A 16,692-nucleotide genomic window follows, 5' to 3' on the forward strand; every position below is an offset into this window, starting at 1 on the left:
GCTGATGGTAGTGTGGGGTTACCCATGTGAGAGTAAGTCATCGCCAGCTTTTAAATCTAAAACACCCCGATCTCTAGAGAGCGGGGTGTTTTTTTATGCACGGTGTTTATAGCGAAATGAAACAGATCTCGTTATATTAAGCTAATTGATGACTGAATTCATTAAATAATGAACTGTTGACCTTTAAAATTTTTAGCTAAATAATAATTGAACAAAAAATTGGTATTTCTTATGAAACTTAACTCATTCTCACCGCTTCCTAATAATGATGAAGAATTACATCTTCCTGAACTAGTGTATGCTGCATCTTTAGGAGAGTTTGAACAGGTCGAACAACTATTATCACAAGGTGTTGATGTCAATCAAACTGATGATGAGGGCTATAGTGCGCTACAAGCTGCGGCGGAGAATGATCATTTAGATATTGTTAAATTATTGATTTCTAAAGGTGCAAACAAAGACTATAAAAGCCAATTTACCGCATTAGAGCTTGCAGAAATGGCTGAAAATCAACTGATTATTACGTATTTAAATAGCTTATAGGTTCTCAAACAATGTGATGTGAATCAGATATCCTATAGATATAAAAGAAAACCCCATCATCCTGATGGGGTTTTCTTCGTATTGGTGTGTTAGATCTGACTCCTGTCGAATCTCACGTTCCTGATGCTCAGACGCTTTATTGTTGTTTTATGTCTGGGAAACTTCCTGTTCCCTATAACTATAGAATATAAGACTAGGCTTTGATCGTATAGATGACAATCGCTGTGATTACTGTAAGCATTTTCTTACAAAGACAACATGGCAATTAATTTACATCAATATTATTTGCCATAAGTCCTTTGCCTTGTGCTTCAGCAATCAAGCGTTCAGCAGATTCACGGTTTTTACGCAGTCCTGGCATACGGAACTCAGTATGACCATAGTCGTGAATGCGTGTCCAACGTCCACCCCATGTTAAACCTACAGATTCAGCAACAACCCCATACAATTGATAACCTTTCCATGCCCAAGGATCTCGTTCAGAAATAACAACTTTACCATCTCGTTTAAAGGCAACATCGGCTGCTAAACCAAATTGATGATAACTTTGATAGGCTTTGGCTAAAGTCGTGGCTGTATTGCCAGATAAACGAGTTTGACGTTCTGGACTACGATAACCTTCTAAAAGCACCATTTCATAACCATGGCGCTCTTTCATAATTTTAAAGACCATGAGTAAACGCTGCTTATAACTTGGATGCATTTTGTCCCATTTGCGGTCAACCATTGCTGTATCGAAGCTGCTACGTTGATCTCCAACCCCTTCATTATCAATAGCTGATGGATTTACACTCGGGAATTGATGATTTGGAACAGGGTTGTCTCTTTCCAATATTTGTGCTTGAACAATCGCAGCATCAATTAAGCTTTCATCCACTGCTGGAGGAGGGGTTAAAACTTCACCATTTAATAGTGCATAAATTTGAGGGTCAGTTTTCCTTAAATATTCTGCTTCAACCTTTGTCGGATCAATTGGTCGTGTAAATGCAAAAACAAGAATGCTGGAAAGTAAAAAGAAACCCGCAATCAAAATCCACCATTGCTGTAAATGCCAATGGGTTTGGGTTTGATTGGCTGAGGCTGCTTGATTCATTTGTTCTGCAAAGTGCTTTGCAGAAGCCAGCTTTCTCTTACCTTGCGGTAAAAGTGCTTTAAGATAGTCTAAGGTTTTATGTCTAATTTCATAAGACATCAGAAAAGTTAGACCAAGCACCAAAAAGATAAAGCAAATGACAACAAACAAAATCATGGTTTGTTTTCTATGACTTTACGGTCTATCGTCACTTTCACTGTACCTTCAGGGGAAGCTTCTTGCGCTTCCTCTTTTTTAGGTGCGGCTTCTTTTTCAGTAGGTTTAGCCGCAGTTTCTGCTTTTGCTTCTACTTTCGCTTTTGGTACTGGTTTTGCGGTTATTGCAGCTTGTGGTCTGGTTGCAGCTGGCGGTGACACTGCTGGTTTCGCCTCTGGTTTTAGCATTTGTTCAAACGGAGAGGCATTCGGATTTGGATTTTTCTGAGCAGCAACCTTATTTTCATGTTTAAAAATCTGATTGAAATCTTTTTCATTGATATGCTGCTTATATGCACCAGCATTTTCATCGTGATGATTGGTTGCTGTTTCTTCAGCATGCACATCGCGTAGTTCAGGTTCTTGTGTTGCAACCGAATCCGTATTGGTACTGTTATTTTCTGTTGGGTTGATATTGATAAAAACAAAAAAGAAAATAGCAGAGATAACCATCCCAGCAATTAAACCAAGTAGAAAAACAGATGATTTCCCCAATGTTTTTTTAGCGGGTTTACTTTGTAATATACGAATAGATGTTTGTTTTTCTTGTGTCATAATTCAACCTGTCAAGGCAATTGAATAGTGATATGTGCTTGTTCAGCAGGTGCAGAAATCACATTATTAAATTTCGCAATAGAAGCATTTTCCGTCTTATTCAACATGAATTTTAGACCAGCGAAAGCCAGTACAGCAAATAACAACAGAAAAATTAAAATCCAAACAAAGGGTAATTCTTTATGAATAATATTTTTGATTTGATCTGGTAAAGCTGCAAAAGGAGAAAAGGCCGTCTTTTTGCCTTTTAAATAATCGATTTCATCACCGACTCGTGCCACAAGATGATTTAAACTTTCAATTGATTCAATACGATATTTACCTTGGAAACCAAGCAATAAGCAATAATGAAAAACTTCGAGTGAAGCCAATCTTTCTTTACCACGAGCACGAATCAGTTCGAGAAACTCAAAGAATCGATAACCTGCAAGTTGTGAACCAAATAAAGTTAATTGAAGTGGACTGATTAACCAATGATTTTGCAGGTTAAAGAATGATGGATCTTGTTGAGTAACAATGGTTTCATCAATTAAGGCACAATATGCATATTTTGCATCATGAATATCTTCAGGAGAAAACTGCAGTTTTTTTGCTTGATGTTCAAAACGATTCAACAAGTCTAAAATTTTGTCTTTAAAGCCGTTTGCATTTTCTGGAACATACTGATTTTTCAATAAGAAAACAATATAAAATCCGTCATGTAGAAGGTCGACTAAATTGGTTGCTTGTGTGATTTTGGATTGTTGAGGTAAAGAACCTCCACCGATTTGTCCATCATCAAACAGTGAGGGGGCAATATTATTCTGGCTCATGACATACTCCTCGCTTAACCATTCATCACTGCAATTAATTCAATACTGATATCTTGGAAACCTGCAGGGACATAAATACAGATGGTTTCAGAATCAAGCATACGTTGATACATTTCATGATGTGGTTCAATTTCAAAATAATTCACACCAGAACGCACCGGGATAGCAGTTGGAATTTGGACTAAATGATGAATTGGGATTGCAGGAAGTGCCGCAACAACACGTTGTTCAACATCGACAGTATTCCCGACTTTGAAACGCAGTGGGACAATTTGAATCAGTTCATGGGTTTGCATCATGCTACTTGAAACAGCGATATAAAGTCTTGATTCTTTAGTAATTTTGTCTGTTTCTAAGCTTCCCACCCAATAAGATGGGCGAATTTCTTTTAGCGCAATACTGATATAACGACTTGAAATAATTGTATCGAGCAATTCGCGTAAAATTTTATCAAGCTGGCTAAAGCTATCTTGCAAGTTATGATGTTGATATTGTGGTAAATGTTCAACTTCATATGCGGTCGAGAATGTCAGCAATGAACCCGTTAAACGCAGAAGTTCAAAAAATAATTTTTCAGGGTGAATCTGCGGATTTTGTAACAGATGATTCAAGGTCGCATGAGCAGTATTCAGTGCATTGACCAACCAGAATGAAACAATATCACCCGATCTAAACTCAATGAGCTTTTGTTCATTTTCACGGTTATTGGTTTGAATCATTTTAATTTTGGCACGAACAACGTTCAACGTTCGCTTCAAATTTGCCAATAAGGTTTCATTTGACTGAATATGTAAAATTGGTGGGATATATTTTGAATCAATCTCAAAATTCCCTGAACTATGACGTCGAATTTTTCCGATAGCAAGATATAAAAAACCATCTAAATCTTGATTTGGATCTGCTTGAACATCAAAAAGTTTAAATTCAGTTCGGCGTCGAAGAAATGTAATTTCAGCAGGGGATGCATCAGTAAAAAGATCGTGAGTTTCATTCAAATATGAATGGTAGCGAGCAGGTTGTTTATCCTGTTCATCAGAGATGTTCTTCTTATTTGGTTGTAAAATAGGCAATGCTAAGTAGATTAACATTTCCCCACGCAAGTTCAGTTCATCCAATAAAATCGGTTGTGGTAACAGATCTTTGGCCGGCGCTTGGTAAATTTCACCATCCTGCCAAATCATATCAATTTGCTCTAAAGCAAGCACATGTGTGCCCAGCTGTGTTTCGTCAAATCGAAGATTTTTAATTCCATAAGGATAAGGAATCGTTGAACGAATGGTGTGGTTAAGTCGTTGTTCTTGATACGTATCTTGTAATTGGAAGTGTTGTGGTCTTAAAAATAAACCTTCACCCCAAAGAACTTTTTCTGCTTTAAACATAGATGATTACCATTCAGAAGATTCATTATTTTGGTTTACGCCCAATAATTCTTGAATAGAATCAAGGGGATTATCATTTTTAATGACTTGAGTTAACCATTCATGTAAAGGCATTTGGCTCCATTTAATTGTTTTTTGCAGCATATAACTCACAGGACTATGCGGCTCATTGGTTTGAAAGTAATCGGCAATCTCTTGTAAAACCCGCATTGCCTGTTCACGGTTTTGTAAATGGCTTTGTGGTTGAGGCTGAAATGTTTGCGCTTGTGGAATTGGAGCTGAATGCGCTGTTTCTGTTACTGGCATTGTCATTTGAGCAGGGATATCTTCAACTGCAGCTGTATTGGTGTTGTTTCCAAATGAGTCCGCTTTATAGATTTTTTTCAGATTCATTTGAATATTTTCAAACTGTGAATCGATACTCGCAAAGCTCGGTGCTTCCAGCTCCATCAGCGCATCTAATGTTTGTTTGATAATATTCCAATGCTGCAAAATTTCTTGAAATTGCTGATAATTTTGATATTGAAAAGTCCGTGAGGTGTTGAATAGCGCCTGATTAAATTGATCTAATTCTAAGGACGCTTCTACGCTGTCAGAATCTTCAGCTTGCTTACGACGATTATTCTGTAAATGTAAGAATTTTTCGTATTGGGCAAGTGAATAAAACGGTTGAATGTTGATAAGCGGAACATTCTTTACCAAGCTCGGTAATTGGGTGGTAAAACCTTGTAGTAAGCCTAGGCGTTGATCTAAGTCGTCATCTTCAATTTCAGGATGAATCTTTAACCAGAACTGTTCTAAAACACGGTGACTTAGTTCCAGTCCTTTGATTAGCCCTTCAAAGCCATAGAGGTTTGTCCAAGCTTCAGTAAGCCAGGTTAATAAACGAATATCTTTGGTTTTTTGCGTGAGTAATTGGATTGATTTTTCTGCAACAAATGACCAGTCGGCTTGCTTTGGCTCAGAAATCCAATCACCTTGGTCTAATAAAGGATCATCATGGGTACGTGCTTTTTTAATTTCGTGAAACTCATTGGAAAAAGATAAATCTTCTCCACACGGATGAGCATCAGAAATAGGCTCTAATAAGACGTCTAAATTTATATCCATTTTCTATACTCGTATATATTTAAGCTTCCACAACTTTTGACTTTTTGCTCGACTTTTTCTTTGCTGGCTTCGCTTGTGGATCTAATAGGTAAATGATTTCATCATCTTTCGTATCAATATGAATGACTTTTGGTATTTTTTGTTCAGCCAAAGCCACCAATATTTCAGTGGCCAAAGCAGGTAACACTGAGGCATTTAAAATGTTATCAACATTACGAGCGCCACTATCAACTTCAGTACAACGACTTAGAATTAATTCGATTAAATCATCGCTATATGTCACTTTGGTTTCATACTGTTTTTCGAGTCGTGCTGTAATTTTTCCTAGTTTATGCTCAATAATTCTGACTAATAGATCATCATGTAATGGGAAGTAAGGGACAATTCGCATACGACCTAAGAATGCCGGTTTAAATTGTTTGTATAAGCTTGGTTTGAGTTGCTCAGTCAGCTCTTCAGCACTTGGCCATTCTTCGACAGGTTGATTTAGGCATGCCTGCATGATGGCATTTGACCCCGTATTTGAAGTCAGTAATATCGTGGTGTTTTTAAAATCAATCACACGACCTTCACCATCTTCGAGTGTACCTTTGTCAAAAACTTGATAGAACAGTTCTTGGACATCGCTGTGTGCTTTTTCAATCTCGTCTAATAAAACAACGCTATACGGATTACGTCGAACGGCTTCAGTCAAAACACCGCCTTGACCATACCCGACATATCCTGGAGGGGCGCCTTTAAGTGAAGAAACCGTATGCGCCTCTTGGTATTCAGACATATTGATGGTGATTAAATGTGACTCACCACCATAAAGTTCATTGGCAAGCGCTAAGGCAGTTTCTGTTTTACCTACACCACTTGGACCAACAAGCATGAAAACACCCTGTGGTTTATTTGGGTCTTCTAAACGTGCTTTCGATGTTTTAATACCTTGAACCAACTGATGTAGGGCATAATCCTGTCCCATCACACGTTTTTCAAGTTTTTCTTCCAGACTGAGAATTTGCTTAATTTCATCATTGACCATTTTGCCAACAGGAATACCCGTCCAGTCTGAAATAATTTCATTAATAATTTGAGCATTTACACGTTCAAAGACCAGTGGTTGCTGACCTTGTAGCTCAGAGAGCTGCGTACGTGTACTGAGAATCTCATCTTTGTTGGAATCAACCTGCTCAGCAGTTTCTAATGCTTGGATTTTTTGAATCAGTGCCAATTCAGCTTGCCATTGTTGTTCTGTTTGCTGAATTTCTTGATCAAGCAATTCCAATGATGATGTTAACTGAGCTAAACGTTCTTCATGAATTGGCTGGTGGCGGTGTTCATTTTCAATAATATTGAATTCGAGATTTAAATTATGTTGTTGTGCTTTAAGTTGATCGAGTTTGACTGGTTGAGCATTTTGGGTTAGCGCAACACGAGCCGCAGCGGTGTCAAGCACACTAATGGCTTTATCCGGGAGTTGGCGGCCACTAATATAACGATGTGAAGAATGAACAGCGGTGATAATCGCTTCATCATCAATGCGTAAATTAAAGTGACTGGCCATCACTGGAATCATGGCGCGTAGCATATCGATCGCGACTTCTTCAGTTGGTTCTTCTACTTTGACCACTTGGAAACGACGACTTAAAGCAGCATCTTTTTCAAAATACTGTTTATATTCAGCCCAAGTTGTTGCTGCAATTGTGCGTAATTCACCGCGCGCAAGTGCAGGTTTTAATAAGTTCGCAGCATCATTTTGCCCAGCTTGGCCGCCAGCACCAATCATGGTGTGAGCTTCATCAATAAACAAAATAATTGGATGAGAAGACTGTTGTACTTCTTGAATCACTTGTTTTAAGCGATTTTCAAACTCACCTTTAACACTTGCACCCGCTTGTAACAGGCCCATATCCAAAGAGTGCAATTGGACATTTTTTAAGGCATCGGGCACTTGGTTTTGTGAAATTTTTAATGCCAGACCTTCCACAACTGCGGTTTTACCCACACCAGGCTCACCCGTTAAAATAGGGTTGTTTTGACGACGACGCATCAAGATATCAAGCATTAAACGGATCTCATATTCACGACCAATGACTGGATCAATCCCACCTTTTTGGGCTTTTTCCGTCAAATTAATGGTGAACTGATCTAATGCAGGTGTCTTTTTGCTTGAAGCAGAATGGTCTGTTGGCTGATTCTTAAGTTCAGCTTGTTGTTCTTGAGCGTTTGTTGGAATATTTTCGGCGCTGTTTACACAAATTTCCAAAAATTTATGCTTCATCGTATCGATTGGAAACAGATCAAATAAACTCGATGCTCGAATGGCAATTTGATAAAGATCAGAAGCTGTTAAAAGCGCAATCAATAAATGACCGCTTCGGATCACTGGGTCTGGTTCAGCCGAAGCAAGTAACCAGGCTTGCTCAAGAAGTCTAACAATTGATTTGGAAAAAATAGGTGTACGGGTATTTCCTTTAGGAAGTTGAGAAATACACTCTAATAAATCCGTTAAAAGTGCATCTTTTGAAATTTTGTATTTATTAAGTAGAAGTTCAAGATCATTGGATTGTTGTTCTAATAATTTGACAAAAAAATGTTCGATTTCGATTTCAAAATTTTGATGGTTTACACATAAGTTGGCGGATTGTTCTAAAGATGTACGTGAAGATGCTGATAACTTTTTAATCAAAACTTTTAGATCTGTCATTTTCTGTCTCTCTCAAAAAACTTTATTTCTAGGCAAATAAATTCTAAATTTTCTAGCCTATAAATTTGGCATTAAAATTAGTATATTGAAATCAAATATTTAATAATTTTTTAAAAATCACTGGAAATATTTTACATAAAAAAAAACTTTTGTGAAGATAGGATATTATGTATATTATACAACCAATTAAAAAAGTCATTTTTATCAAATGGTTAAAATATTGATACGAAATTTAACTTGACGAGAGCACGTTTTTTTAGTCTTATTTTTAAGTCTTTAACGAAATTGCTTAATTATACATATTTATAAAACATCAAAAGTAAATCTATTGAATAACTGAATCAAGTAAATATTGAGGTTGGATTTTGAAGAATTTTATTCCATATATTTTAGTTCTTGGAGCATCATTGGCGACTACATTGGTCTACGCGGATGATGAAATCAAACTAAAAAGATCCTGTATAAAAGATTACCCAATGGTCGAGGGAGAAACCAATCCTGAGTTGTTGGCGGTCTATTCACAATTGTGTGATAAGAAAAATAAAGACAATAAAAACAAACTGTTGGTCTCAGCGGCAGAAAAGTTTCAGCAAATTGGAAAAAATGATAAAGCTATCCAAATTGTCAATTATTTAGAAACGCAAAACATACAAAGCAATGAATTAACGGATGTCAAATTCCTTGCAGGAATTGGCTTAGCTTCTGACGCATTGAATAAAATGCGTACGCGTGAAATGAGATATTTGACTGAGGATAAAACCTATCCTGTTGCGAAAAGTTTTACTGACGCAGTTAGACACGCAATGCCAGCAGCAGTTTTGGTTGAAAAAAATCAGGAAAGTGCCCCAGTTGTAGAGCGTGCTCGTCCTCAGAAGGTAAGTCGTCCTCAGAAGAGCCGTACTACACCAACACGCTCAACGCCTGCTGCAAAACCAGCGACAAAGCCTACTGCGACGCCAGCGAAACCGAAGTCTACGTCATCAGCACCAAGACCGAACTTCCCAACATAATTTATTGCCCAAATTAATGGATAACAAAAATGTCAAAACGTGAAAGTGTACAGAAGAAATTACAGCGAATCCGACCACCACGTGTTCAACTGACTTATGATGTTGAAGTCGGTGATGGTAAAGAAATTAAAGAGTTACCTTTTGTTGTAGGTGTTTTAGGTGACTTTTCTGCTGCTTCTGAGTTAGAAAAAACCAAATTAAAAGATAAAAAATTCATCAATGTCGATTTGGAAAATATTGATGAAGTGATGGAGTCGTTGTCTCCACGTGCCGCATATCAAGTTGAAAATACGCTGACTGAAGAGGGTGGGCGTATGTCGGTCGACTTAACCTTTAAATCGATGGAAGATTTCAGACCAGAACAAGTGGTACAACAAGTAGAACCATTGAGAAAATTAGTTGAAGCTCGTGAACGTTTAACGGATTTGAGAAACAAGATTTCAAATAGTGAGCGTTTAGAAGATTTACTTGATGAAGTCTTACAAAATACTGATCAGATTCGTAAATTAAGCGCTGAGGCGGGTCCTGAAAATGAGTAATTTACAAACCAATACTGTGCAAGATGCAGCCGTAGAAGAAGTAAGTTTACTTGATTCTATCGTGGAGCGTAGCCGCATTGCACGTAATGACGAAGAGCATGACCGTGCGAAAAGCTTGATTGGTGAATTAGCCAAAGAAGTGATGGCAGGAACAATCACTGTTTCAGAAAATATGTCTTTATCGATTGATAAGCGTATTGCTGAAATAGATGCGCTGATTTCAAAGCAGCTCAGTAAAATCATGCACAATGAGCAGTTTCAGAAAATTGAATCGACTTGGCGTGGTTTGTATTACTTCTGCCAGGAGTCACCTTCAAACCCATTGATCAAAATTCGTATGTTAAATACAACGAAAAAAGAATTGGTTAAAGATTTCCAAGGCGCGACAGATTTCGATCAAAGTACCTTGTTTAAAAAAGTTTATGAAGAAGAATACGGCTCATTCGGTGGCGCACCTTATGCGACATTGATCGGTGACTTCGAGTTTGACCGTACCCCTTCAGACATGTATCTGTTAGAACAGATTTCACATGTTGCAGCAGCGGCACATGCTCCGTTTATTTCAGCAGCAAGCAGTAATATGTTAGGCCTTGAATCATTTACAGATATTGATCGTCCTCGTGACGTTTCAAAAGTATTTGAAACAGCAGAATATGTACAGTGGCGTTCTTTCCGTGAAAGTGATGACGCGCGTTATGTTGCGTTGACAATGCCACGCGTTTTAGGCCGTTTGCCTTATGATCCAAAAGAAGGTTGGGCGACTGAAGGCTTTAACTTTGTGGAAGAAGTTTCAGGGCAAAACCATGATGAATATTTGTGGATGAATGCTGCGTATGCGTTCGGTACTCGTTTGACCAATGCATTTGACCTCCATGGTTGGTGTGCTGCGATTCGTGGTGTTGAAGGTGGTGGTATGGTCGAAGGCTTACCAGTACACACTTTCAAAACCAATGACGGTGAAGTTGTATTTAAGTGTCCAACTGAAATTGCGATCACTGACCGTCGTGAGAAAGAGTTGAGTGACTTAGGTTTTATTCCACTTGTTCATTGTAAAAATACAGATTACGCAGCATTTTTTGGCGCACAGTCTACGCAAAAACCGAAGAAGTATGACAGTGATACCGCAAATGCGAACTCGTCATTATCTAGCCAGATCCAATACATCATGGCTGTTTCTCGAATTGCACATTACTTAAAAGCAATGATGCGAGATAAAGTCGGAAGCTTTGCTTCAGCAGGTAATGTAGAAGCATTTTTAAATGAATGGCTATCACAATATGTATTGCTTGATGATGGTGCTTCACAAGAAGCAAAAGCGCAGTATCCATTGCGTGAAGCTTCTGTAAAAGTTGTAGAGAATCCTGCAGAGCCAGGGCACTACAAGTCTGTGGTCTTCTTAAGACCGCATTTCCAGCTAGATGAGTTGTCGGTTTCTTTGCGACTTGTCACTGAGTTACCTCAGTCCTCGAATTAAAATAGAGCGTGGCTAAATAATAACTTTAAAAAATAAGGGTAATCCAATGAAAGATATATACGTTCAATTCCAAGGTAAGTACAAGGTTGATGGCGAGTCACGTGATTCTGAGCACAAAAATTGGCTAGAAGTTAATTCTTGGTCTCATAATATTCGTCAGCCGAAATCTGCGACTTCTTCAAGCGTTGGTGGTCATACTGCTGAACGTGTAGAACACTCAGATATGCTTTTTGTTAAAGATTTGGATGCAACTAGTCCAAAACTTTGGGAAGCTTGTTCTGCGGGTTATACATTTGATGAAGTTCAAATTGACTTCTATCGTGCAAATGGTGACAAACGTATTAAGTACCTTCAAATCAAACTTAAGCATGTACTTGTTTCAAGTGTAACGCCTACGGTAAATGAAGAAGGTGTTCCAACTGAAGCATTTGGTCTTAAATATGCTGCGGTTGAGTGGACTTATAATCAACAAGATATTAACGGTTCTGCTAAAGGTGCCGTTACTAAGAAATGGTCTCTTTCTAACAATACTGCATCTTACGCTGCTTAATTGTTTGTTGGAGCAGATAGGGACTCGGGTCCCTATCTGTTTCATATTATTAGAATATACATTATGAATTTAGATCAACTATACCCATATGGATTTCGATCTACACTATTTGATCGTTTAATTGTTGAAGATGATTATATCAAAGGGCTTTCGATTCATGAGCTAAGAGAGTCTGTTGCTCATGATTTAGAAGACTTATTAAATACACGCATTGCCAAGCTAGATTTGGAAATCGATGATTTCCCTTTAGTAAAAAAGTCTATCGTACAATTTGGCATTATTGATTTTGTTGGGCTTTCAACAGCGAATCCAACCGATCGAGATACCATCTGCCAGTCCATAGAACAATCGATTGCTGCACATGAACCACGCTTAAAACAAATTAAAGTAGAAATGCAGTTAGATGACCAAAATGTTGGTTCGTTATGCCTAAGCATTCAAGCTTATTTAAATATCCACCCACTTTATGAACCTGTAATTTTTGATGCCTTACTTAAGCCAACAACACAGCAATATGTGATTTCTGCCAGATCTTAAAATAAAGTAGGTATGTCGTGATAGAAGAACTTTTACCGTATTATGAAAAGCAATTACAAGAATTTGGACAACAGTCGCGTGCCTTTGCAGATAAATACCCAAAAATTGCACAACGATTATCTTTAAATCAAGAACAAATTGATGATCCACATATTGAACGCCTGATACAGGCCTTTTCTTTAATTGCCGCACGTATTGATAAAAAGTTAGCGGATAGTTACGACATTTTTACACGTTCTTTATTTGAGGTGATGTTTCCTCAATATTTACGCCATTTTCCGGCGTGTTCAGTTGTGAGTTTTGAAGACTTAAACAAGCAAAAACAGTTGACAGATGTTCATATTATTCCCAAAGGCACCACTTTAAAATCGAGAAGTTTCAAAGGTGTTCAATGTGAGTTTAATACCAGTGCTGAAGTTAAATTACTGCCGATTCAACTGGAAAGCCTGAGTTTCCAAACCAATCCTAGTGCACATATTCATTTAAACCAAAATGCGACATTAAATTTAAAATTTGAGTTATTAAACCCTGCTAAAAATTGGTTGAAAAATGAAAAGCTGCCCATTTATTTGGATGCGATTTCAAACTTTCCTTTGCAAGTTCTAGATCATATCTTTCATAAAGAGACCAGTTTTAGTCTTCGTATCAATCATAAAGTTGTGGCGATAAAAAATCCGTTTGAAGTGATGGGTTTTGATGAAAATGAAAGTTTATTGCCAGTTGATCAACATACCCATCATGCTTACCGACTATTAATCGAATATTTCTGTTTTCCTGAAAAGTTTAGTTATTTAAATTTGAATTTAGATTTTTTAAAATTATTAAAAGAAGAGAATCTAAGCTTTGAAGTGCAGATCCATTTAAAACTGAATTTAAATGACCAAGCCATTATTCGCAATTATTCAGAATTGAATGTGGCAAATTTTAAGTTATTTACCAGCCCTGTCGTCAATTTGTTTGAGAAACAAGCTGAGCCACAAAAAATCAATCATAAAAACTTAGAATATCCTTTGATGACGGATGCACATCATCCTGAGTTTTATCAAGTGTATTCAATCGTTGAAATGAATTTGATCCGTGAAAAAAGCAACCAAGATCAAGTGGTTTATCCTATTTTACCTTTCTTTGCCATGAGTCATTATCACGGTGATGATATTCAGTTTTTTTATGCATTAAATCCAACCGTTTTACAAAATCAATATGTCGAAACGGGCTATTCGATTATTTCTAAACAATTAGAACCGCACAGTATTAAGTCTGATTTTGTCAGTTGTAAATTGTTATGTTCCAATCGTGAATTACCACACGAAGCTTTGGGTCAGTCAAACAATGTCTTGAATTTGAATGACAGTACCGTTGCTCGTCGTGCATTGGTGTTAAAAAGACCTACTGCGCCGTTCCAATTTGAAAAAAATAAGAATGAACAATGGCGTATTATTTCGCATCTTTCATTAAATACTTTAGCGTTAATGAAGGGTGATGCTGTCAGCCATATTAAAGAATTATTAGAGCTTTATAACTTACCAAAATCTAAAGAAAATCATTTAATTATTGATGCAATAAAAAAAATTGAGTTTGAAATCACCAATAAACTGGTTGAAGCCAAACCCTTTCCAATGTTTGTCCGTGGGGTCAAGGTTTTAATGGATGTGGATGTCCAAGTCTTTAGAGGGCATAGCTTATATATTTTCAGCGAATTGATCAGTCATATCTTTAACTTAAAAGTACAGATGAACAGTTTTGTTGACGTTTTTGTTCGAGATTTAAATACAAAACAGGAGTTATACCAATGCGTACAGAACGTTGGTGGCAAGAAGCTTCTGTAATTGATGAGCTTTTTAAAACCCCTACAGCTTTTGAATTTATCCAAACCACACGATTATTTAGACATGCGCCGAATACTGCTGTTTTAAAGAATTGGTCTGACGATTTTCTTTTTGAAAGTTCATTAAATTTGAACTTCCCAAAACATGAAATTGAATTACTCGAACAACAAGATGAAAAAATTCATCTTACCAATTTGATTGTCGGTTTAACCGGTATGCAAGGCGCAATGCCGTATACCTATACCAATAAAGTGAAACAAGCACCGCGTAAACAGCGTGTTGAAGTTCAAAAGTTTTTAGGCTTATTTAATCATAAGCTTACAGCTCAATTTGTTGAAGCCAGTTTAAGTTATAACCTGCCTGTACGTTATGAAGTTGAAAAAGAAAATAATTACTTAGAAATCCTGCATGCATTAAATGGTTATATTCGGACACAACATCAACAGAGTGATTTAGACGATTATTTTGCTGAATTTTCTGGGCTGATGCAGGGGCAAAACAATACCGCCCATGCACTCAAGACAATGCTGACCTGCGTATTCAATCAACACGTTGAAGTCAAAGAATATATTACCGAAAAGTTTAAACTCGACGATGACCAGAAAACCACTTTGGGAGGCAAGCAACCCTTTTTGTTAGGTGTAAATACTTTTTGTGGAGAAACGATTCGACAAATTGATGGAAAAATTGAGATTCAAATTGGACCATTGAGCCATGCACAGTATTTAGAATTTTTACCCAAGAAAAAATTGAGTAAGAAGTTAAAGAAAATTCTGCAAAGTTGGTGTAGTCCCACCTTACTTGTCGATCTACGTTTAGTCTTGGCAAAAGAGGAAGTCCAGCCTTTACAACTGAGCTCAACAACACAAATCGGTTTGGCACAAGGTGCTTTTGTGATGCCAAAAACTCAAAGTGACAATGATGAAACCTGTTATGCACTGATTGGAGTGTCATAAGTGATCAAAATAATTTTAGGAACTTTAGTCAGCACAATATTACTGGTTTCGGTAATCGTGGTGTTTTATTGGCGTGATATTAAATATGACCCAAATGGGCAAGATTTTCTGATTTTCTTTGGGGTGATTCCAGTAGCGATTACTTTGTTAATCCTAAGCCCGATGTTGATCAAAAAGATTTATCAAAGCCGCCAAGAGAAGAAAGAACAACAAAGAATTGAGGCAGAACAACGTTCAGAACAACAACAAACCACTGAAGCTAAAGTTGAAGAAAAAATTGAATGGGTAGACTTGAAAGTTTATTCAGCGACAAGTTTAAGTGCCTTAGGCGAAAATGAAGCACAGCTTGATCAGCTTCAAGACGTGGCAAGTCCTGAGCTTGATGCGCAATTGGTCAATGGTTATGGCTTACCGATTCTTTCATTTCGTGTTCAAGAGATTGAAGAACCGTTAGAGGATGAGGCATCTAGTCTTTCCAGTCGTCAAAAGCGTATAAGTGCATTAATTCAGCAGCAATTAGAACAGAATACTGAAACGTTATATCAAATTGCAGAGCATCTAAAAAACTCAGCGCTCTTTTATGATGCCAAACTTGCACATGAATATCGTATGCATCCTGCTTGGATTGATCCTCATCGTGACTATGAGGATGAGCCGATAGAACAACAGGTCGCAGAAGCAGTACCGCGACTTAATCGTTTGAATATCCATATTATTTTGCCAGAAAACTTATTCCATAGCTGGGATGAAAGTTCAGCTTCAGAGTTGGTTCATCACTATCTTACTGAGCTGGGCATTCTCGATCAGCAATTTGGCACTGAATATCATTATTGGGGTGAGACAACCGCATATAAAGATTGGATTAAGTTGCTGAAAAGAACCCAACTTCTGGATTCTGAGGCATCACTGTTTATTGCAGTAGATTCAGAAATTGATCAAGAAACCATAGATGATCGGACGTGGATGACTGAAAAATATATTCCATCTGAGTATATCAGTACCTGTTGTATGACAAATACCCAGGTCGAATTGCAAAATTTACAAGCAATAAAGTATATTCGAATTGCTTTAAATTCTGATCAGGCATCTAAAACATTAAAAGAGTTGAATTTAGACCAAGCAGAACAGTTTGATCAAGAACAGCCCTTTGTCTTGGTCTTAGACGACCCAGCAGAGATCAAGCTGTTAAAGAAACTTGAACAAAACTTTGCCGAAACAGCGATTGAAGCGCATCATTATCTTTACAGTAAAAATAGCCTAGGCCATACCCAACCCTTAGCCAAAGTTTTTGGTTTTATGTTGAGTTTGCACTTTAAAGATGAGTTGTACGGTTATGTTTATAGTGCTGAACATCAGCAAACCCAAGTGCTTGTTGGGACTGAGTTTGCATAGAACTTACAGATAAATTTAGAAAGAAATAGA

The 16,692-nt window shown here is 37.4% G+C and carries 15 protein-coding genes; 9 read left to right on the forward strand and 6 right to left on the reverse strand.

The window, feature by feature from the left end; all coding sequences use genetic code 11:
* Positions 1–231: 231 nt before the first annotated feature.
* Complete coding sequence (locus AC07WY_RS15145; protein ID WP_262087397.1) at positions 232–543, forward strand: ankyrin repeat domain-containing protein; 312 nt, start codon at positions 232–234, stop codon at positions 541–543.
* 265 nt (positions 544–808) lie between these two features.
* On the opposite strand, the gene AC07WY_RS15150 is transcribed toward AC07WY_RS15145, so the two are convergent.
* From AC07WY_RS15150 to tssH, 6 genes are read right to left on the reverse strand one after another with little or no spacing between them, the layout of a single operon-like run.
* A complete protein-coding gene (locus tag AC07WY_RS15150; protein ID WP_004723569.1) occupies positions 809–1,792 on the reverse strand; it encodes a M15 family metallopeptidase in 984 nt (327 codons plus the stop codon).
* Entirely contained in the window at positions 1,789–2,385 is a 597-nt protein-coding gene (locus AC07WY_RS15155) for a hypothetical protein (RefSeq protein ID WP_494736634.1), read from the reverse strand. Before AC07WY_RS15155 ends, AC07WY_RS15150 begins: the two co-directional genes overlap by 4 nt.
* An 11-nt stretch (positions 2,386–2,396) precedes the next feature.
* Entirely contained in the window at positions 2,397–3,197 is an 801-nt protein-coding gene (gene icmH / locus AC07WY_RS15160) for a type IVB secretion system protein IcmH/DotU (RefSeq protein WP_004723567.1), read from the reverse strand.
* Between the two features lie 14 nt (positions 3,198–3,211).
* On the reverse strand, positions 3,212–4,576 hold the full coding sequence (gene tssK / locus AC07WY_RS15165; protein ID WP_004823587.1) for a type VI secretion system baseplate subunit TssK: 1,365 nt from the start codon (positions 4,574–4,576) through the stop codon (positions 3,212–3,214).
* Between the two features lie 6 nt (positions 4,577–4,582).
* Positions 4,583–5,686, reverse strand: coding sequence for a type VI secretion system protein TssA (gene tssA, locus AC07WY_RS15170; protein ID WP_494736635.1), 1,104 nt, complete (start codon positions 5,684–5,686; stop codon positions 4,583–4,585).
* Between the two features lie 19 nt (positions 5,687–5,705).
* Positions 5,706–8,378 (reverse strand): type VI secretion system ATPase TssH, encoded by a 2,673-nt coding sequence (tssH, locus tag AC07WY_RS15175; RefSeq protein WP_494736636.1) that lies wholly within the window; start codon positions 8,376–8,378, stop codon positions 5,706–5,708.
* 365 nt (positions 8,379–8,743) lie between these two features.
* Between tssH and AC07WY_RS15180 the strand changes: the two genes are divergently transcribed.
* From AC07WY_RS15180 to AC07WY_RS15215, 8 genes are all read left to right on the forward strand, one after another.
* Positions 8,744–9,388 carry a hypothetical protein gene (locus tag AC07WY_RS15180; RefSeq protein WP_494736637.1) on the forward strand — a complete coding sequence of 215 codons (645 nt, stop codon included), beginning with the start codon at positions 8,744–8,746 and terminating at the stop codon, positions 9,386–9,388.
* A 29-nt stretch (positions 9,389–9,417) separates the two neighbouring features.
* A complete protein-coding gene (gene tssB / locus AC07WY_RS15185; protein ID WP_004723560.1) occupies positions 9,418–9,927 on the forward strand; it encodes a type VI secretion system contractile sheath small subunit in 510 nt (169 codons plus the stop codon).
* Positions 9,920–11,401, forward strand: a complete 1,482-nt coding sequence (gene tssC, locus AC07WY_RS15190) for a type VI secretion system contractile sheath large subunit (RefSeq protein WP_004823591.1) — start codon at positions 9,920–9,922, stop codon at positions 11,399–11,401. Before tssB ends, tssC begins: the two co-directional genes overlap by 8 nt.
* 46 nt (positions 11,402–11,447) lie before the next feature.
* On the forward strand, positions 11,448–11,951 hold the full coding sequence (locus AC07WY_RS15195; protein ID WP_004723558.1) for an Hcp family type VI secretion system effector: 504 nt from the start codon (positions 11,448–11,450) through the stop codon (positions 11,949–11,951).
* Positions 11,952–12,014: 63 nt separating this feature from the next.
* A complete protein-coding gene (tssE, locus tag AC07WY_RS15200; protein ID WP_004723556.1) occupies positions 12,015–12,488 on the forward strand; it encodes a type VI secretion system baseplate subunit TssE in 474 nt (157 codons plus the stop codon).
* Between the two features lie 17 nt (positions 12,489–12,505).
* Positions 12,506–14,314 (forward strand): type VI secretion system baseplate subunit TssF, encoded by a 1,809-nt coding sequence (gene tssF, locus AC07WY_RS15205; protein WP_004823592.1) that lies wholly within the window; start codon positions 12,506–12,508, stop codon positions 14,312–14,314.
* A complete protein-coding gene (gene tssG, locus AC07WY_RS15210; protein WP_494736638.1) occupies positions 14,278–15,270 on the forward strand; it encodes a type VI secretion system baseplate subunit TssG in 993 nt (330 codons plus the stop codon). Before tssF ends, tssG begins: the two co-directional genes overlap by 37 nt.
* Positions 15,271–16,662, forward strand: a complete 1,392-nt coding sequence (locus tag AC07WY_RS15215; RefSeq protein WP_494736639.1) for a hypothetical protein — start codon at positions 15,271–15,273, stop codon at positions 16,660–16,662.
* The last annotated feature ends 30 nt before the right edge of the window (positions 16,663–16,692 follow it).

Source organism: Acinetobacter sp. GW821-FHT01C12 (genome assembly GCF_059422625.1).